The 17,304-nt window shown below is 58.6% G+C and carries 13 protein-coding genes and 1 tRNA gene; 5 read left to right on the top strand and 9 right to left on the bottom strand.

The window, feature by feature from the left end; translation table 11 throughout:
• Positions 1-201 precede the first annotated feature (201 nt).
• Positions 202-1,407 (bottom strand): MFS transporter, encoded by a 1,206-nt coding sequence (locus QMK52_RS16275; RefSeq protein WP_005789876.1) that lies wholly within the window; start codon positions 1,405-1,407, stop codon positions 202-204.
• 273 nt (positions 1,408-1,680) lie between these two features.
• Here QMK52_RS16275 and QMK52_RS16270 point away from each other — a divergent pair, with 273 nt between their 5' ends.
• From QMK52_RS16270 to QMK52_RS16260, 3 genes are all read left to right on the top strand, one after another.
• On the top strand, positions 1,681-2,565 hold the full coding sequence (locus QMK52_RS16270; protein ID WP_005789877.1) for a LysR family transcriptional regulator: 885 nt from the start codon (positions 1,681-1,683) through the stop codon (positions 2,563-2,565).
• A 382-nt stretch (positions 2,566-2,947) separates the two neighbouring features.
• Positions 2,948-3,229, top strand: a complete 282-nt coding sequence (locus tag QMK52_RS16265; protein ID WP_194438812.1) for a BrnT family toxin — start codon at positions 2,948-2,950, stop codon at positions 3,227-3,229.
• A gap of 3 nt (positions 3,230-3,232) precedes the next feature.
• A complete protein-coding gene (locus QMK52_RS16260) occupies positions 3,233-3,598 on the top strand; it encodes a BrnA antitoxin family protein (RefSeq protein WP_122734455.1) in 366 nt (121 codons plus the stop codon).
• 106 nt (positions 3,599-3,704) lie between these two features.
• Here the strand turns inward: QMK52_RS16260 and QMK52_RS16255 are convergent.
• Positions 3,705-3,780, bottom strand: a tRNA-Asn gene (locus tag QMK52_RS16255).
• A gap of 60 nt (positions 3,781-3,840) precedes the next feature.
• On the bottom strand, positions 3,841-4,737 hold the full coding sequence (locus QMK52_RS16250) for a LysR family transcriptional regulator (RefSeq protein ID WP_320403073.1): 897 nt from the start codon (positions 4,735-4,737) through the stop codon (positions 3,841-3,843).
• A gap of 100 nt (positions 4,738-4,837) precedes the next feature.
• Between QMK52_RS16250 and lldD the strand changes: the two genes are divergently transcribed.
• Positions 4,838-5,974: an FMN-dependent L-lactate dehydrogenase LldD gene (lldD, locus tag QMK52_RS16245; protein ID WP_194438814.1), complete on the top strand. Its 1,137-nt coding sequence runs from the start codon at positions 4,838-4,840 to the stop codon at positions 5,972-5,974.
• 408 nt (positions 5,975-6,382) lie between these two features.
• Positions 6,383-7,309 (top strand): GGDEF domain-containing protein, encoded by a 927-nt coding sequence (locus QMK52_RS16240; RefSeq protein ID WP_005789880.1) that lies wholly within the window; start codon positions 6,383-6,385, stop codon positions 7,307-7,309.
• Positions 7,310-7,330: 21 nt separating this feature from the next.
• On the opposite strand, the gene QMK52_RS16235 is transcribed toward QMK52_RS16240, so the two are convergent.
• The 6 genes from QMK52_RS16235 to QMK52_RS16210 form a co-directional block, all read right to left on the bottom strand.
• Positions 7,331-8,110 carry a TenA family transcriptional regulator gene (locus tag QMK52_RS16235; RefSeq protein WP_413817848.1) on the bottom strand — a complete coding sequence of 260 codons (780 nt, stop codon included), beginning with the start codon at positions 8,108-8,110 and terminating at the stop codon, positions 7,331-7,333.
• 78 nt (positions 8,111-8,188) lie between these two features.
• Positions 8,189-10,651, bottom strand: coding sequence for an EAL domain-containing protein (locus QMK52_RS16230; RefSeq protein WP_005789882.1), 2,463 nt, complete (start codon positions 10,649-10,651; stop codon positions 8,189-8,191).
• A 71-nt stretch (positions 10,652-10,722) separates the two neighbouring features.
• The gene (locus QMK52_RS16225) at positions 10,723-12,525 is read right to left on the bottom strand and encodes an ABC transporter ATP-binding protein (protein WP_005789883.1); all 1,803 of its coding nucleotides are present in this window, start codon (positions 12,523-12,525) and stop codon (positions 10,723-10,725) included.
• On the bottom strand, positions 12,518-13,153 hold the full coding sequence (locus QMK52_RS16220) for a DsbA family protein (protein ID WP_005789884.1): 636 nt from the start codon (positions 13,151-13,153) through the stop codon (positions 12,518-12,520). Before QMK52_RS16220 ends, QMK52_RS16225 begins: the two co-directional genes overlap by 8 nt.
• Positions 13,154-13,156: 3 nt before the next feature.
• Positions 13,157-14,098: a rhodanese-related sulfurtransferase gene (locus tag QMK52_RS16215; RefSeq protein WP_005789885.1), complete on the bottom strand. Its 942-nt coding sequence runs from the start codon at positions 14,096-14,098 to the stop codon at positions 13,157-13,159.
• A 131-nt stretch (positions 14,099-14,229) separates the two neighbouring features.
• Positions 14,230-17,136: an RHS repeat-associated core domain-containing protein gene (locus tag QMK52_RS16210; protein ID WP_320403072.1), complete on the bottom strand. Its 2,907-nt coding sequence runs from the start codon at positions 17,134-17,136 to the stop codon at positions 14,230-14,232.
• Positions 17,137-17,304: the final 168 nt, after the last annotated feature.

Here is a 17,304-nt window from a genome sequence, read left to right as displayed (position 1 = left end):
ATCTACATTGCTCGCTTAAATGCCCACGTCGATAAGCAACGAGAGCTGTCGCCGGTGTATCTGCACGCCTGCCCCGGAGGTCGCGGGGGCTTTATTGTCTACCCGGATGGCAGGCGCAGCGGTGACAGTTGTTATAGAGCCGATGAAGGGGAACCAACACGCATCGACGAGGCGCAGAATCTACAGGCTCGCACGGGGCTCTCAAGCGCGACGAGGTGCGGGCAGCGCCTTGTTCATCGAGAAGATCACACCTGCCAACGAAACCGCCAAAATAGCGATAATGACCCATGGAAATGACGTCGATCCAGCCTGCGCCAGCAAAACGCCCCCCACTACTCCACCACCGGCAACCGCGGTATTCCAGGCCGTGGTGTACATCGACTGGGCGACATCAACAGAATCGCCAGCCAAGCGAGACAATGCCGTCTGGGTAATCGTTGCAAATCCTCCGACAGCCAGCCCCCACACTGCAACCGAAGGGTAGATCATTGCCGGGATACTGCCCCAAAGCCCTAGCGACAGCGACGCTAACCCAAAGACAAGAACACTGGCGATGATGAGAAATTGCAACCGGCGATCAATTGTCGCGCCTACAAGCCATAGACCAACGATGGAACCTAGCCCGAAGACAAACAGCACAACATCCAACTCTCTAGCCAGGCCCGAAGCGTCCAGGAATGGCTCAATGTAGATATAGAGAACGTTGTGAGCGACAACGAAAGTGAACACCACGAAGAGAACTGAGCGAATACCCGACTTCAGGAACACATTAACAAGGGACTGCCGTTGCTCCTTGGTCTGCCCAGGAAAATCCGGCACGGTGGCCATCACCCATACGATGAGCGATAACGCCAATACGGTCATCAGGCCAAAGGCGCCTTGCCAGCCAATTGCTCGCCCCAGCAGGGCTCCCAGTGGAACCCCCAACACGAGCGCGATCGTAGCCCCAGCACCGGAAATAGCGATTGCCCGTCCACTCAAGTGACTGGGCGTCATGCGCACCGCATAGCCTGCCAGCAGCGACCATACAACGCCGCCAAATACCCCCGCAAAGAAACGCGCCACCAGCGAAACCATGTAATCGTCAGACAGCGCAGTGACCAAATTCACCACGGCAAAGCCAGCGATTGCAGTCAACAGCAGCGGGCGACGACGCATGCCCTGTGTCAAAAGCGTCAATGGAATAGCGGCGATCAACGCGCCCACCGCATACACGGTGATGAACTGCCCCGCCAGGCTTTCCGATACGCTCAGCCCTTGCGAAATCGAGGAGAGCAACCCGGCAGGCATGATCTCCGTCAGAAGCGTGATAAAGGCTGCCATCGCCAACGCCAAAAGGCCGGCAAGGGGTAGCCCTGGGCTCAGAGTGTCAGGTCTGGAAAAACCAGCCGTATTGTTAGACGTCATTCAGATATCACTCCTTTATTCACCCAAACCACACCCATTTCCCGACAGTCGCTGTGTGACGCGGGTACAGCCGCAAGCCTGCGCCGCCGCCCCGTCTAAATGTACATAATCCATCGGGATTTCCTTCTAACGGTTGAAGACTCCGTGATGGCCCCATTTGCCGGCCACCTGCATCCTATTTGGCAAATATGAGTGTGGCCTACCTCGCGGAAATGAAAAACAGGGTAAGGTTCCGAACATCTATGACAGGTAAGTCAATAATAGGCAGGGTTTATGGAAAGCTTGGGTGTTCTGGATGTGTTTGTGCGGGTCGGTGAAACGCGAAGTTTTACCGCTGCCGGGAAACAGCTCGGCATATCGGCATCGGCAGTGAGCAAGGCAATCGGCCGCCTGGAAGAACGACTGCGTGTACGGCTATTTCATCGGTCAACCCGTACGGTCAATCTGACGCCTGAAGGGGCGCAGTTCCTGGAGCGCTGCAGGCGAATCCTCCACGAGGTCGAAGCGGCAGAAAATGAATTATCTCAATCGCAAGCCACCCCCTATGGAAAGTTAAGAGTCAGTGTGCCGTCTGTGGGCATGCTGTTCATGCCGGCATTCGCAAAATTTAAACAGCGTTATCCAGATATCGAACTGGATATTGACTGCACGGATCGATTGGTAGATGTAATCGAGGAAGGTTTCGATGCGGTTATCCGCACAGGCGATCCGACAGATTGCCGGTTGATGGCACGTGAAGTCGGCACCTACCGACGTGTCATTGTCGGATCCAGCGCATACTTCAAGCACGCGGGAGTGCCTCATAAGCCGGAAGACCTGAGGCAGCACAAGTGCATGTTGTATCGCTACCGCAGTACCGGGAAGTTGGCCACCTGGCCGCTAGGTCCCAGCTTCCCGGGCAACCTCGAGCTGCCCATCAGCATGATAACCAACACCTTGGAGCCCCTGGTCACGTTTGTTGAACATGGCCTCGGGATAGCGTGCGTGCCTGATATTGCGATCAAACGTCAGTTGGCCGAGGGAACGTTGATATCGGTATTGGAGGACTTCAATGAGGACGTTACTACCTTTCGGGTTTTATGGCCTTCGAGCCGTCTCTTGTCGCCTAAATCAAGAGTGTTCATCGACTATATGGTAGATAACCTCTTTCCTCTATAAATAAACAGAAGCTGTACACGCTATGCGCCAACCAGGGTTTGTCCGGCTCGACGCTGACTGAAACGACTGCTGCGACGTTCATTGGCTTACCTCTGAATCAGAGGATTAGAGATGGCGTCCAAATCCAGACAAAAAAGCCTGCATCCCTGCAGGCTTTTCTCTATCTGGCTCCACGACCTAATCCTACCTTCCGGCAATGGAAACGGAATCCGGCTACGCAACGTGTCTCCCGTGGCGCACGTACATTCCTGGGCAATCTCTGCAAGATCACACTCCAACTGATCGAGTGGGAAATAGCGTATCCACAACAAAGCCGTCCGGGCTGATCTTTCCTTGATTGTCGATCCATTCAATCGATTTCAATACATATAAAATATGCATAATGAAAACATTCATGGTTCAATTCGATAACGCAAAAAGCATCTCCAACCAGCGCAAGCACAGAGGCGTAAGCCTTGCTGATGCAGAACCGGTGTTTTACGACGAGGCAGCCCTAACCATGCAAGACCACGATCACGGAGAAGAACGCTGGGTGATCATGGGCACAGATGCAAAGGGACGCGTATTGGTGGTGGCCTACACCTATCGCGATCCCAATTTCGTACGCATCATCAGTGCCCGGCTTGCATCCAGAAATGAACGGCGCCAGTACCTGGAGGTTTGAACCATGAAAGACGAATACGACTTCAGCAACGCCAAGCGCGGCGCTATCGCGCAGAATAAAGGCAAAACCCGCATTACGATCATGCTGGACGATGCAGTGATCTCAGCTGCCCGTGAACGTGCGGAAAATGCCGGCACCGGCTATCAAACTGTGATCAACAACCTGCTGCGACAGGCGTTGGTTTCCCAGGATGCACATAACCTCGCGCCTGCCTCGAAGAAACAAGCCAAAACCCTGCAGGTCATCAACAATGGAATCAGCGTCTCGGAGGTCAAAGCCTTGGAACAGCAGTTGATAGCGCTCGCTGGAGAATTAGATCGAATGCTTGCCAGCCCAAAACCTACCAAATCAAAAAGCAAATCTATCTGAGCCGAAGGATTAGCGATGGCGTCATGGGAAGCGCGCTAAGCGTTTGGTTTGCTGGGTCAAATCCCAAGCAAAAAAAAGCCTGTATTTCTACAGGCTTTTCTCTATCTGGCTCCACGACCTGGACTCGAACCAGGGACCCAATGATTAACAGTCATTTGCTCTACCAACTGAGCTATCGCGGAATGCGCCGTATGTTACTGATTAAAAAGAAGAAGTCAAGCTTTGCGTTACATTCGTTTCAATTAACCGCCATGACCTGTTGAAAACGCCGGTTCCGCCGCCAGATCCAGCCAGGCCCGCGCCGCCGGTGGCAGGTGGGCGCTGGCGCGCCAGGCCAGGGCGATGTGCCAGTCAGTCTGGGGTTCGTCTAGGGGGATCAGGGCGATGCCGGTGTGTTGGTGTTTGTGCGCCAGCATCCGCGGCAGGAAGGCGACGCCCAGGCCGGCGGTGACCAGGTCGACGATAAAGTCGATCTGCCCGCTACGGGCGGTGACTTTCGGGGTCACGCCTTTGCGCTCACACGCGCTGAGAATCTTGGCGTTGAGGGCGAAACCGGCTTCGAACAGGATGAACGGCGAGTCCGCCAGGTCGGTGAAGTCGATGCGCTTGCGTCGGGCCAGCGGGTGGCTGATGGGCAGTACCGCGATCAGGGGTTCGTTGCGAACCGGCTGGTAGTCAAAGCCCTCATCAACCGGCAGCAGCAGTGCGGCCAGATCGACCTCCCCTGCCTCCAGGCATTCACGCAGTTTTTTACTGCCGTACTCGGTCAGTTCAATGTCGATGTCCGGGTAACGGCTGCGGTACGTGGCGAACATGGCGGCAAACAGCACGCCGCACCCCACCGGCGGCAGGCCGATGCGTAGCACGCCACGTGTAAGACCGCGCAGGTCGTTGATTTCAGCCAGCAGGTCGTTGCGTTCGGCGAGCATCACCAAGGCGCGGCGGTAGGCGATTTCGCCGGCGGCGGTCAGCTCGTTCTTGTGGCCGAGGCGATTGAGCAACGGCGTGCCCAACTCATCCTCCAGGGTCTTGACCGCCTTGCTGACGGTGGACTGGGTCAGCGCCACCACGTCGGCCGCCTGGGAGAACCCGCCCTGGCGCACCACTTCGACAAACGCACGCAATGTTCGCAGGTTCATCAGTATTCCTTTTGCGACTGGATAGCAGTGATAAAAGTTGTTTTTATCATGTCACAACTTTGCTTATCGTGTAGCACTTTGCCCTGTGGAGACACCGTCGATGATCATCTCGTCCGCTTCCGACTACCGCGCTGCGGCCAAGCGCAAGTTGCCGCGCTTTCTGTTCGACTACATCGACGGCGGCGCCTACGCCGAGCACACGTTGCGCGCCAACAGTTCGGACCTGGCCGAGATCAGCCTGCGCCAACGCATCCTGCGCAATGTCGACAGCCTGAGCCTGAGCACCCACTTGTTCGGCACGGAACTGGCGATGCCGGTCATTCTTAGCCCGGTCGGCCTGACCGGCATGTACGCGCGGCGCGGCGAAGTGCAAGCGGCCAAGGCAGCTGCCAACAAAAACATCCCCTTCTGCCTGTCGACGGTGTCGGTGTGTTCAATTGAGGAAGTGGCCTCGCAGAGCCCGCAGTCGATCTGGTTCCAGCTCTATGTGCTCAAGGATCGCGGCTTTATGCGCAATGCGCTGGAGCGAGCGCAGGCGGCAGGCGTGACCACGCTGGTGTTCACGGTGGATATGCCCACACCCGGCGCACGCTACCGCGATGCACACTCGGGCATGTCCGGGCCGTACGCAGCGCAGCGGCGCATGTTGCAGGCGGTCACCAAGCCGCAATGGGCATTCGATGTGGGCTTGATGGGCCGCCCCCACGACTTGGGCAATATCTCCAAGTACCTGGGCAAACCCACCCATCTGGAGGACTACATTGGCTGGCTTGCCAACAACTTCGACCCGTCGATCAGCTGGAAAGACCTGGAGTGGATCCGCGAATTCTGGAAAGGCCCGATGATCATCAAGGGCATTCTCGACCCCCAGGATGCCAGGGATGCGGTGAGTTTCGGTGCCGACGGTATCGTGGTGTCCAACCATGGCGGCCGCCAACTCGACGGCGTGCTGTCCACCGCCAAGGCGTTGCCGCCGATTGCCGACGCGGTGGGCGATGACTTGACCGTGCTGGTGGACTCCGGCATTCGTTCCGGGCTCGACGTGGTGCGTATGCTCGCCCTGGGTGCGAAGGCGTGCCTGCTGGGGCGCGCGACCACCTATGCACTGGCCGCCGAAGGCCAACGTGGGGTAGAGAACGTGCTGGATATCTTCGCCAAGGAAATGCGCGTGGCCATGACGCTGACCGGCGTCACTTCCATCGCGCAAATCGACCGCACGACGCTGGTCCAGCCGTGATGAAGGCGGTGTCATTTATGTGAGGTTTATTTGAGACGTTGTTTGTTCGCGACAAACAACGCGAACCACCGTGACATTAAAGTTGAACGGGTCGGCTGCAACGCCGGCCCCTACCAGCCAAATAACTGGCGCCATTAATTAAAAGATAATTTTTATTTTAATTACAGTCTTTTGATTTATAAGAACTTTTTAAAACAAAACGGCTTTGGCACGAATCTCGCTGTAACACTTCCCACGCAGGTTAAGTGATGACAAGACGTGCGGCACGTGCCTCGGGGTTATAACTCAATGCAAAGCGGTTTAAACTGCTCCCCATGTTTTACGGAACTGAAGGAACAGTAAGACGCCTGGCACTTGCCGCCCTCATCCCGCCTGTAAGACAGCCAAGTGCTTAGAGGCCATCCGCTTATGAAAACACCCACCCAGACCAACGCGATTGACTTCGACACTGCCAAATTGCAGCGCCTGGGATTTGGTCAACCTTCCCTGCGTCCACGCCGCCCCGCAACCCTGAGCGAACTTTGCCAGCAACTGAGCCAACAGTTGCAAACCAGCCTGGAGCCGGAGCGCATCCTCGGCCTGTTCTTTCGCGAAATACAACGCCTGGTGCCGCTGGACGCGTTGCAGTATCGCCATGCCGCCAGCGACCTGCGCCTCGAGTTCGGTCATCGTGGCCACCATTCGGTGAGCTACACCTTGAGCCACGAAGGCGAGCACCTTGGGGAACTGGTGTTTCGCCGCAACCAACGGTTGATCGACGAGGAATTGAGCCAGCTTGAATCCCTGCTGGTGACGTTGCTGTATCCAATGCGTAACGCCCTGCTCTACCGTGCAGCCACCCGCAGCGCCCTGCGCGATTCGCTGACCGAAACCGGTAACCGCGTGGCCATGGATCAGACGCTGCAACGGGAAATCGACATGGCCAGGCGGCATCTGCACCCCTTGTCCGTGCTGATGCTGGACATCGACCACTTCAAGAGAATCAATGACACCCATGGTCACGCCGCCGGCGATAGCGTGCTGCGCACCGTGGCGGGGGCGATCAAACACCAGCTGCGTAACGTCGACATGGTATTTCGGTTTGGCGGGGAAGAGTTTCTGATCCTGCTGTCCAACACCGGACGCGATGCAGCGAAGATGGTCGGTGAGCGTTTGCGCCAGGCGGCACAAGCCCAGGACTATTGGGTGGAAGGCACGCGGGTCGAATTGACGGTGAGCCTGGGTTGCTCGACACTGCTGGCGGCCGAATCGGCTGAAAGCCTGCTGCGCCGGGCAGACAACGCGCTGTACGTGGCCAAGCGCGAAGGCCGCAATCGCTTGGCGATGGCGGGGTAATTCCCCGCCATCACGTTTACATTACGCCTCGCTGGCAACGCGCACCGGGCGCTCGCGAATGGCTGGCGCCTTCTCTTTGTCTTTCTCTACGTTCTCCAGGCGCATGCAGCTTTCCAGGAACAGGTACATGTAGTCGTAGCTTTTGCATACTGCCTGGCGCAACTCTTCCTGCAGTGCCTTGCCAGGGTTGTTCCCGGCCAGGGTGCAGATGATTTCCAGGGCTTCCCACGGGTGGGCGTCGTCGTACTGGGCGTGCATCTTCAGCCACTTCATCGCCCGCTTGCGATCTTCCTCGGGGAAGGCGTCGGCATACACACCGGTAGAGCAGACCACGGCAGACCACTCCCCTGTCGCACCCTCGATCGCATAGTTGGTGGCGGCAATCGCGACGATCAACGAATCCGCCGAGCTGGTGTGCCAGCACCAATGACTCAGTGCATGCAATTCCGGCGGCACGTCCTGGGCTTGCAGCTCTTCAAGGCTGACACCATGGGCACGCGCCCAATTCACCCAATAATCCGCATGGTTGAGTTCCACGCGAATGTTGCGCATCAGCCAACGTCGCGCCATATCCTCACCCGGGTGGCGGGCGAACTTGGTCTTGGTCAGGTTTTGCGCCATGTACAAGGCAAACTGTTCCACCACCGGCCAACCACCAATGAGGTAGTGGCGCATGGTCCTGGCGCTGAGGGCGTTGTCGCGCATACGCTGATACAGTTCGTGCTCGACAACCCGACGCTTGCTCTCGCTACAGGCCTGGATCAATTGCTGCGCCCAGGCTGGGTAACTCGAGGCTTCCATAAGCGGCCCGGTTCTGTTGAATGTGTCGATCACTGTAGGGCTCCTTTTTAAGTGTGATTTTACAGACCAGCAAATGTTTCAGCGGAATGTGCCGGGCGCCTTGAACACCAGGGGCTGAGGCCGCACGGGTCGACACTGCAAGCTATCAAAGGTAAACAATTGCGGGCGTTCAATCAGGTAGCCCTGAGCGTAATCCACACCGATCTCAAGCAACGCTTGTTCGATCTGGGGTGTTTCAACAAATTCGGCAATTGTGCGCTTACCCATGACGTGGCCGATGTGGTTGATCACTTCGACCATGGCGCGGTTAATCGGGTCGTCCAGCATATCCTTTACGAAACTTCCATCGATCTTCAGGAAGTCTACAGGTAAATGTTTCAAATATGCGAATGAGGACATTCCGGCGCAAAAGTCGTCGAGTGAGAAGTGGCAACCTAACGCTTTGAGTTCATTAATAAATCGAATGGCACTACCCAAATTGGCTATAGCGCTGGTTTCAGTTATTTCAAAACAAATCATTTCCGGTGGAATGTTGTAAGCGCCGAATTTCTCACGTAAAAAACCTAGAAAATCGTCATCACCGATAGTTATTCCTGACAGATTAATCGCACACATGGCCATAGGACGGCCCGGACGTTCAGTCATGCATCGAGCAATGATCTTGAATACGTTTTCAACCACCCAACGATCCAGCGACGTCATCAAACCGTATCGTTCGGCTGCCGGAATAAAACTGTCGGGCAAAATGATGCGCCCGGCTTCGTCATGCAGGCGTAGAAGAATTTCGATGTGTCCATTGCCGGCTTCGGTGTGGCCCAACGGCGAGATTTCCTGCGCGTAGAGGCAAAACCGATCCTCCTCAAGGGCAATGTGCAGGCGCTGCACCCAGGCCATTTCGCCAAAGCGCAGCGACAACTCGGAATCATCGGCGTGATAGACCTGTATGCGGTTGCGCCCTTTTTCCTTAGCCATGTAGCAGGCCATGTCGGCCGCCCGCAGGGAGGTTTCCAGGGTGGTTGGGGTTTGCGAGATATGCACCAGGCCGATGCTGACGGTGGTCATGAACGGTCGGCCTTTCCACACAAAGTGCAGACTTTGCACCGTATGGCGCAAGCTCTCGGCGATCTTTTCCGCCACCGGCGCCGGGCAGTTCTCCAGCAGAATGCCGAACTCGTCGCCCCCCAGGCGTGCCAACGTATCACCCTCGCGCAAGTCAGATTGCAACAGCGCGCAGATGTGGCGCAGGAGTTCGTCGCCTGCCGCATGGCCGCAGGTGTCGTTGACCAGCTTGAACTGGTCGAGATCGAGAAACATCAAGGCATGTCGCCCATTTTGCTGGCGTGCCACCTGTTGCAGTACCTGCTCAAGACGGAACTCGAATTCGCGGCGGTTGGCCAGGCCAGTCAAGGCATCATGGGTCGCCTGCCACGAAAGGTTGGCGATGTACTGGCGCTCCTGGGTCATGTCGTGCAGCACCAGCACCGCACCGCTGACCTTGCCGGCACTGCGGATCGGCGCGCCCACCAGCGTGACCGAGACGGTGCTGCCGTCCAGGCGCTGGATCAGCTTGGAATGCTCGCTGCCGCCACTGAGTTGGCCCTTGATGATGTGTTCAATCAAGGCGAAGCCGTCGGGCTCGGCGTTTTCATCCAGCAACTTGAATAACGCCGCCAACGGCAAGCCCTGGGCCTGTTCGGACTTCCAGTGGGTCAGCGCTTCGGCCGCTGGGTTCATATAGGCAATGGCGCCGTCGACGTCGGTGGTGATCACCCCGTCACCAATCGACTCCAACGTGATCTGCGCCCGCTCCTTCTCCGCTTGCAGCGCGTCAGCGAAGGCGTGGCGCTGGGCCAGCAACTTGTGGGTACGCAACAGCGCCAGGACGATCAGCCCCAGGGCGGTGGCCAGGTTGGTGATCAACAACAGGCGCAGGATCATTCGCGAACCTTCGCCCAGCGCATCACTGAACGCCTTGGCGGCCGGCGTTACACCCTCGTTGATGGCAATGATGCGCGCTTTCCAGGCGCGCACATCCTGCTCGGTGACCTGATCGGTGCTGATGGCGCTGTGCATCTGTTGGGCCAGTTCATCCAGTTGCTCAAGGTAGTCATCGCCGACCGTCCACAGTTCAATGGCTTTTTCCAGGTAGCTGAAATGGCGGAAGTTGAGGTACAGCCAGATCAGGCTGGGGACGTCGTCCGGGTGATTGCCACCCTTGAGGATGCCCAGGCGCGCGGCAGCCAGGTTTGGCGTGGCACGATCCAGAGCCACACGCAGCTCATGCCCGCCTTGAGGTACGGCAATGGCATGCTGGTATTTGAGATAGGTGGCGTCGTCGCGACTATCGGCATACAGCGTCAGGTAATAGATGGCATCCTTCTGGCCCTTGGACCACAAGCTTTCGCCAGCCACATAGCCACGCACCGCAGAAAGCACGTAGAGACTGCCACAGCCTAACAATGCCTGGAACAAGACAACGGCAATAAAGGGCCAGACGATACCCAACAACCGTGGCGTTCCGAGAGTCCGCTTTTGCTTCATGAAGTCCCTTACACATGCACAGCTTGATACGCACGCGAAAATCCGCTTCCGATAGCACAGCCTAAGCTAAATCAACGCACTTGTTGCAGGTGTCCGTAAAGTTTGGCGTAGAGCCCGCCGTCGGCAATCAATTGCTGATGATCACCATCCTCGGCGATGTGCCCGCCATCGAACACCAGTACTCGGTCAGCCTGTTTCACCGCGGACAGCCGGTGGGCGATGATCAGTGTAGTACGCCCGCTGAGAAACCGCGCCAATGCCTGATGCAGGTTGTACTCGGTCGCCGCATCCAGTGCCGAGGTGGCTTCGTCCAGAATCACCACTTTGGGCTCGGCGAGCACCATGCGGGCGATGGCCAGGCGCTGCCGTTGACCACCGGAGAAGCGCACACCCGAGCGCCCCACCACACTGTCCAGGCCCATGGGCAGCGCCCTGACAGTAGCATCCAGCTGGGCGATTTCCAGCGCCTGCCAGCAGGCTTGATCGGAGCGAGTGCGGCCCATGGTCAAATTGGCGCGCACGGTGTCGTTGAACAGCGCCGGGTGTTGCAGGACTACGGCGACGTTTTCACGAATGGTTTCCAGGCCGATCTCCTGCTGGGTGGCCCCCCCAAAACGAATGCTGCCGGCCTGTGGTGTGTAGAGCCCCAGCAGCAACTGCACCAGGGTACTTTTGCCGCCGCCGCTGGCGCCGACAATCGCCACCTTCTCCCCCGGCGCGATCGCCAGGTTCAATTGGTCGAGCACCAGGTCCTCGCCGTAGCCGAACTCCAGGCCACGCACCTCGATACCAACAGTCTCATGCCCGGTAAACGGGTCTGCACCACCGGCGTACTGCGGCTCATCGGCACGTGCCAACAGCTCGTTGATCCGCGTCAGCGCGCCGCCCGCTGCGTAGTAGGCGTATTGCAGGTTCAGCAGTTGCTCCACCGGGCCGATCATGAACCACAGGTAGCTGAACACGGCAAGCATCTGGCCGATGGACAGGTCGGAGAACAGCACCGTAAGCATGGCTGCCGCACGGAAAATGTCGATACCGAACTGGAACAGCAACCCACTGGCGCGGCTGGAAGCATCGGTTTTCCATTGGGAATGAATCGCATAGTCGCGCACTTCCTGGGCACGCTGGCCCAGGCGCCCGAGGAAAAAGCCCTGGCGATTGCCGGCGCGCACTTCCTGGATGGCATCGAGGGTTTCGGTCAATGCCTGGGTAAAGCGCGAGGTGCTGTCGTTCTCCAACTTCTTCAGATGCTTGACGCGCTTGCCCAATTGCACGGTGGCGTAGATCACCAACGGGTTGAACAACAGGATCAATAGCGCCAGCTGCCAATGCATCCACACCAGGATTGCCGACGTGCCGACCAGGGTGAGCATCGCCACCAGGAAACGGCTGAGGGTTTCGCCGACGAATTTGTCCAGGGTGTCCAGGTCGGTGACCAGGTGGGTAGTGACCGTACCGCTACCCAGGCTTTCGTACTCACCCAGGGAGATCCGCTTGAGGCGTTCGATCAGGCGCACGCGGATGCGATAGACGATGTCCTTGGCCAGACGCGCAAACAGCCGCGCCTGCACCACGTTGAACACCAACGCACCACAGCGCAGGGCCAGCGTTACCAATAGCATCAGGCCGATGTAGCCGGCGGCTTTCTGCCAACCCAGGGGCAACGCGTGGTTCATCACCTTGAGCGCGGCATCGCCGTGGCCCAGCAGCACTTCGTCCACCAGCAATGGCAACAGCAGGGGGATCGGCACACTGCACAGCGTCGCCAGCACGGCCACGCCATTGGCGATCCACAGGGCTTTCTTGTGACGCAGCGCCAGACGGCGAATCTCTGCCCAGGTCAGGCGGTCAGTGCGTTGAGGTTGCTCATACACAGGCAGCTCGCTCCAGCCATCGACCCAATAACGGCGACAGCTCGGACAGCGGCTGGTAACCATTGGTCAGCAAGGCCAACTGGCCATTGCGCTCTGCGAGCAACGTCGGGAAACCGGCGATCCCCAGATCCTGCACCCAGGTGAAATCGGCGGCCGTGGCAGCATGCTGCTCGGCGCGGTCGAACTCGCCTGCAAACTCGATACGCGGAATGCCGGCCTGCTCGGCCAGCTCCACCAGCACATGGGCGAGGGTCACGTCCTGTCCCTCGACATAGAATGCGCGCTGGATCAGCCCCAGCAGCGTCCAGGCGCAATCCGGCGCCAGGCTGCGCGCAGTGACGATGGCACGGCAGGCAGGCTCGGTGTCGTAGACAAACCCCTCAGGCAATGCGCCCTCACGCTTGAATGGCTGGCCGGTGGCCTCGGTGACCGCTTGCCAGTGTTCAAGGATGTAGCGCCGGGTGGTCGGCTCCAGCGCTGCACCGCTGCCGGTACGCAAGCCGCCCACCACCAGGTGCACGTCTACGCCGGCCGCCTGGGCCTGCTCAACCAGCGCCTGCGCGACCGGGGCGAAGCCCCAGCACCAGGAACACATCGGATCCATTACATAGAGCAGGCGCGCAGACATGGCTCAGGCCTCGGAAGGAGTTTGCTTGTAGTTGAAACCAATCGGGTGCGGCATATTGCGGGCCTTGGCCAGCTCGATCTGCTTCTGCCGGTCGATCGCGCTGCGACGGGTCTTCTCCGGCAGCTTATCCCAGCAATGGGGGCAACTGATGCCAGCCACATAATGCTCAGAGGCGCGATCTTCTACGCTGACCGGTGTGCGGCAGGCATGACATTGATCGTAGTCGCCTTCGCTCAAGTCGTGGCGCACGGTCACGCGATTGTCGAACACAAAGCAGTCGCCCTGCCATTTGGTTTCTTCCTGGGGCACCTCTTCGAGGTACTTCAGGATCCCGCCCTTGAGGTGATAAACCTCATCAAAGCCTTCGCTGAGCATATAGCTCGACGCCTTCTCGCAGCGAATGCCGCCGGTGCAGAACATGGCGACTTTCTTGTGCTTGGCCGGGTCGAAGTTGGCTTTGATATAGTCGGGAAATTCGCGAAAACTGGTGGTCTTTGGGTCGATTGCGCCCTCAAAGGTACCGATTGACACCTCATAATCGTTACGGGTGTCGATCAACAGCACTTCAGGATCGCTGATCAATGCGTTCCAGTCTTGCGGGTTGACGTAAGTGCCGACCTTTTTGTTCGGATCAACCCCTTCGACGCCCAGGGTCACGATCTCTTTCTTGAGTTTGACCTTGGTGCGGTAGAACGGCTGGTCGTCGCAGTAGGATTCCTTGTGGTCGATGTCGACCATGCGCGGGTCTTTTTTCAGCCAGGCCATCAGGCCATCGATACCTTCGCGGCTGCCGGAAACGGTACCGTTGATGCCTTCTTCGGCGATCAGCAAGGTGCCTTTGATGCCGTTGTCGACCATCGCCTGCAGCAGTGGCTCGCGCAGGGCGACGTAATCTTCGAGGGTGACGAACTTATACAGTGCCGCCACAACAATCGGTTGAGTCATGGGTGTTCTCTCCAGGTGGCTACCCTCGTAAGGGGTGAACCGGATTCAAAAACGCGTCGGTCAGGCGACGCGGCGCGCATTCTAACAAAAGTGCGGCGCCATCGCATCGGCACGCAGCCGCTGATAGGTCCTCAGCGATGTGGGTTACGTACCCCTTCCACTCGGTACCGCTGGCCGCCGAGATGGCTGAACATCAAACGATAGGCACCGCGTCCACGAGCAGCGGCGTAGCCGTGCAAATCAGCGGACCATAGTTGGTCTCTGTGAGCATGCCAATGAACCGCGCCAAAACGCCCTTCACGCAAGTGGCTGAGGGTAAGGGCAATACTGCGGCGCTCGCGGCCCGATAGTTGGGTATCTACAAGCCTCGCGGTATCGAACTCCATTTGCGGGGCAGTGGCTCTCGCTGCCGCCGGCGCCACCAACGGCACCTGCGCCTGTGCTTGCCGACCACCGCGTGCGCGACTTGAGCCAGCTACCTGGGTGGTCACCCCAACCTCGAACGCGCTCGGCCCCGCCTGCTGACCGCTCGCGGCAGCGGGCTCACGTGCCGGACTTCGCAGCACTATCACGCCATAGCCCATGCGTTTCAACTCCGGCATCGGGTTACGATTCCCCCCCAGTGCGCGTTCCAGGTCTCCCGCCTCGTCCACAGGCCCCACGTAGCCACGGAGGGTCCCCTGACGCCGATGGACCATAAGGGTAATGCCTTCTTCACCATGACGGCGCGCGTAGGCAAAATTCACCAGCCGCTCCGTTTCTTCGTGACTCAGCCCCGCATCCTCCGCCGCAGCAATCGCCGTCTCCGAAACGGCCCTGGCGAAATTTTCTTCCAGTTGTTGCGCTGCGCTGGCCAGGGCCTGCGGCTGCATGCTTTGATAGGTAATGAAGCGGTCGGTACCAACCAGCAGGCCTCCCACCAGAGCCCCCACGGCAGCCCCCACCCTCGCATCGCCCAGCAACGCTCCCGCCCCCAGGCCCAGCAAGGCCAGAACCAGGATGAGTATGATCTCGTCCTGTATCTGAGGGTTTTCCATGTCGGTAGGCTGCAACCCCATTGAATCAACGAACGTGACCGGGTTGTTGAACGCCATGAGATAAGGATTCAGCTGCGTCCCTCCCCCAACAGGGTCGGGGCTTATCCAGCGCTGCAACCATGGGGCGTAATAGCGGAAACCGTAGTAATACAAACCGCTGCCGTCACGCTCCTTGCCTGAATATCGACGGGTTTTGTAACTGCCCTCCACCGCGTTGCGCGATGCCCACCACGCTGTCCCCCCATACGGGAAATAACTCTCCTGACTCAATAACTCGGCCTGTTCGCCCAACTCCAACCCATGGCTCGACTGCTGATCGGTCAGGCAAAAACGCAGGGCTTCATCGTCAGCCCCCTCATCAAGTCCCAGCTCCCATTGCAAGATCTCCACCGCGCAGCGCGCTACGTCAAGGCGCAATACATTCAATCGACGCAATGGCCGCTGGCGAATTTCCAGGCCTGGCAGGTAATAGACACGCGCTGTTTGTCGACTGCCGGCAACCTGCTGGTGCGTGAGCTTGAGCGCACGCTGGCCGTCGCCTGCATACACATAAGTTTCCTCATCCGAGTCAGCGCCGTCACGCACAACTGACGTGACCCTGGACAACTGATTACGCACGTTCCACACCATCGGTACACCACGCCCCAGCCGTTGCTGATTGCCATTGGCGTCAAAACCCTGCGCCAACTCGCCAGCCAGATGCTCGCTAGACAACGCGCGGTTACTGCCAATGGCGACCTGCATATCGCGCGTGTAACCGACGCCACTGGACGGCACATGGCGCAACCGGGTCAGGTTGCCCCCCTCGTCATAGGCGTAGTGCTGGGTGTAGTTGCGCCATAAACCGGCATCGGTGGAACCGAACAAAATACGTGCAGGCAGCGCCGGGCCGATGGGGGCGGCGGCACTTTCCCGGCCCGTCGCCTGAGTCAGTTGGTACAGCGAGTCGTATTCATAGCGGCATGAAGCCTCCACTTGCGTGTTGTGGCTCCATTTCGTCGGTTGCGACTGATCCTGCAGGGCTGAAATATTTCCCACCGGGTCATATCCGTAATTCAAATCCTGTAATGGCGTCGCCCGCTCATTTTTGCGGTACGCCATCAGCCGGTGCATACGGCCATCCTCGGCCCGATAGGCGGCGAGGCTGCTCACGCCATTGCCCAGCAGGGCCGCCTCCACCTGACCGGCAGCATTGTAGTCGTAGCGCTCTATCACGGTCTTGCGCGCGCCACTTTTCAAGGCGAGGTGAATATGTTTCGTCTGTCCGTCCAACCCATAGGCAAAGTGCCGACCATTACCCTTGGCGTCGACCTGTTCCAACGTGCCGCCGAGTGCATCAAATGTCCAACGTGTGGTGTAACGCTCGCCGTCCAACTGCTGGTCCTGATCGGCCTGAGCAAGCGGCCAGTCAACATCGCCCGGCGCCTCGCGAAATCGCCGCGTCTGCCGAAGCACTCGCCCGGTCATCCCATAGGCTTCGAACACCTGGGCGCCAGCCGGGTCGGCATGGCACACCAGACGGCCACTGCGGTTAAGGGCACGGTGCTCAGATGTTGGGGTGGCATATACCAGGCGTTCGACACAGCGGGGTCGCTCTTCGTCGGCCGCTTGTTCGAACACCGCCACCGGACGCTGCAAGTCATCGTAGTCGTGGCGCTGATAGGCCCCCCTACCGTCCCAGGCCTGCAACAGTTGCCCGGATGGCGCCGCCAGCATCAGCCGCATGCCGGCGTCCACATCGTGGTTGCGGATCAGCGTACCGGACAGGCTGTACACCGACACCTGATTCGCCTCGATCAATGGTTCACGCGATTTAAGGGTATGCAGACGAGGGTCCCACTGCTCAAGCATCAGGCCGCTGGCCCCATAGACTTGACGCCTGACACGGGCCGTCGGCTCAGCCTGGGGGGTAGCGCGCAGATAAGCGACACTGCGGACCGTCAACCCACGGGGGTCGAATGCCGCAAGCGAGGGCGTATTTCGATGAAGTGAAGCAGACATGATCACATGACCTGAGTTGCACAATGGTCAGAAAAGCCTAGGGTTCATGTCTTGCACAGAGGTGGTATCGGTGTATGGGCACCTCAACCGGCGTGCGCCGAAGACGCCTGTAAATACCTATACCTGGCCCCGTTAACCTGCGTGATAGCGTTTTTCATTGCCTGCCGG

Origin of the sequence: Pseudomonas sp. P9_2, from assembly GCF_034008255.1 — a bacterium.
GTDB lineage: Bacteria > Pseudomonadota > Gammaproteobacteria > Pseudomonadales > Pseudomonadaceae > Aquipseudomonas > Aquipseudomonas synxantha_A.
The sequence above is the reverse complement of the archived record's forward strand: the minus strand, read 5'-3'. Positions and strand labels throughout refer to the sequence as shown.

What these genes read in the sequence shown, in the direction of transcription:
- QMK52_RS16275 (WP_005789876.1), bottom strand. Translation starts at nt 1,407, where the DNA reads ATGACGTCTAACAATACGGCTGGTTTTTCCAGACCTGACACTCTGAGC.
- QMK52_RS16270 (WP_005789877.1), top strand. Translation starts at nt 1,681, where the DNA reads ATGGAAAGCTTGGGTGTTCTGGATGTGTTTGTGCGGGTCGGTGAAACG.
- QMK52_RS16265 (WP_194438812.1), top strand. Translation starts at nt 2,948, where the DNA reads ATGAAAACATTCATGGTTCAATTCGATAACGCAAAAAGCATCTCCAAC.
- QMK52_RS16260 (WP_122734455.1), top strand. Translation starts at nt 3,233, where the DNA reads ATGAAAGACGAATACGACTTCAGCAACGCCAAGCGCGGCGCTATCGCG.
- QMK52_RS16250 (WP_320403073.1), bottom strand. Translation starts at nt 4,737, where the DNA reads ATGAACCTGCGAACATTGCGTGCGTTTGTCGAAGTGGTGCGCCAGGGC.
- lldD (WP_194438814.1), top strand. Translation starts at nt 4,838, where the DNA reads ATGATCATCTCGTCCGCTTCCGACTACCGCGCTGCGGCCAAGCGCAAG.
- QMK52_RS16240 (WP_005789880.1), top strand. Translation starts at nt 6,383, where the DNA reads ATGAAAACACCCACCCAGACCAACGCGATTGACTTCGACACTGCCAAA.
- QMK52_RS16235 (WP_413817848.1), bottom strand. Translation starts at nt 8,110, where the DNA reads ATGGAAGCCTCGAGTTACCCAGCCTGGGCGCAGCAATTGATCCAGGCC.
- QMK52_RS16230 (WP_005789882.1), bottom strand. Translation starts at nt 10,651, where the DNA reads ATGAAGCAAAAGCGGACTCTCGGAACGCCACGGTTGTTGGGTATCGTC.
- QMK52_RS16220 (WP_005789884.1), bottom strand. Translation starts at nt 13,153, where the DNA reads ATGTCTGCGCGCCTGCTCTATGTAATGGATCCGATGTGTTCCTGGTGC.
- QMK52_RS16215 (WP_005789885.1), bottom strand. Translation starts at nt 14,098, where the DNA reads ATGACTCAACCGATTGTTGTGGCGGCACTGTATAAGTTCGTCACCCTC.
- QMK52_RS16210 (WP_320403072.1), bottom strand. Translation starts at nt 17,136, where the DNA reads ATGTCTGCTTCACTTCATCGAAATACGCCCTCGCTTGCGGCATTCGAC.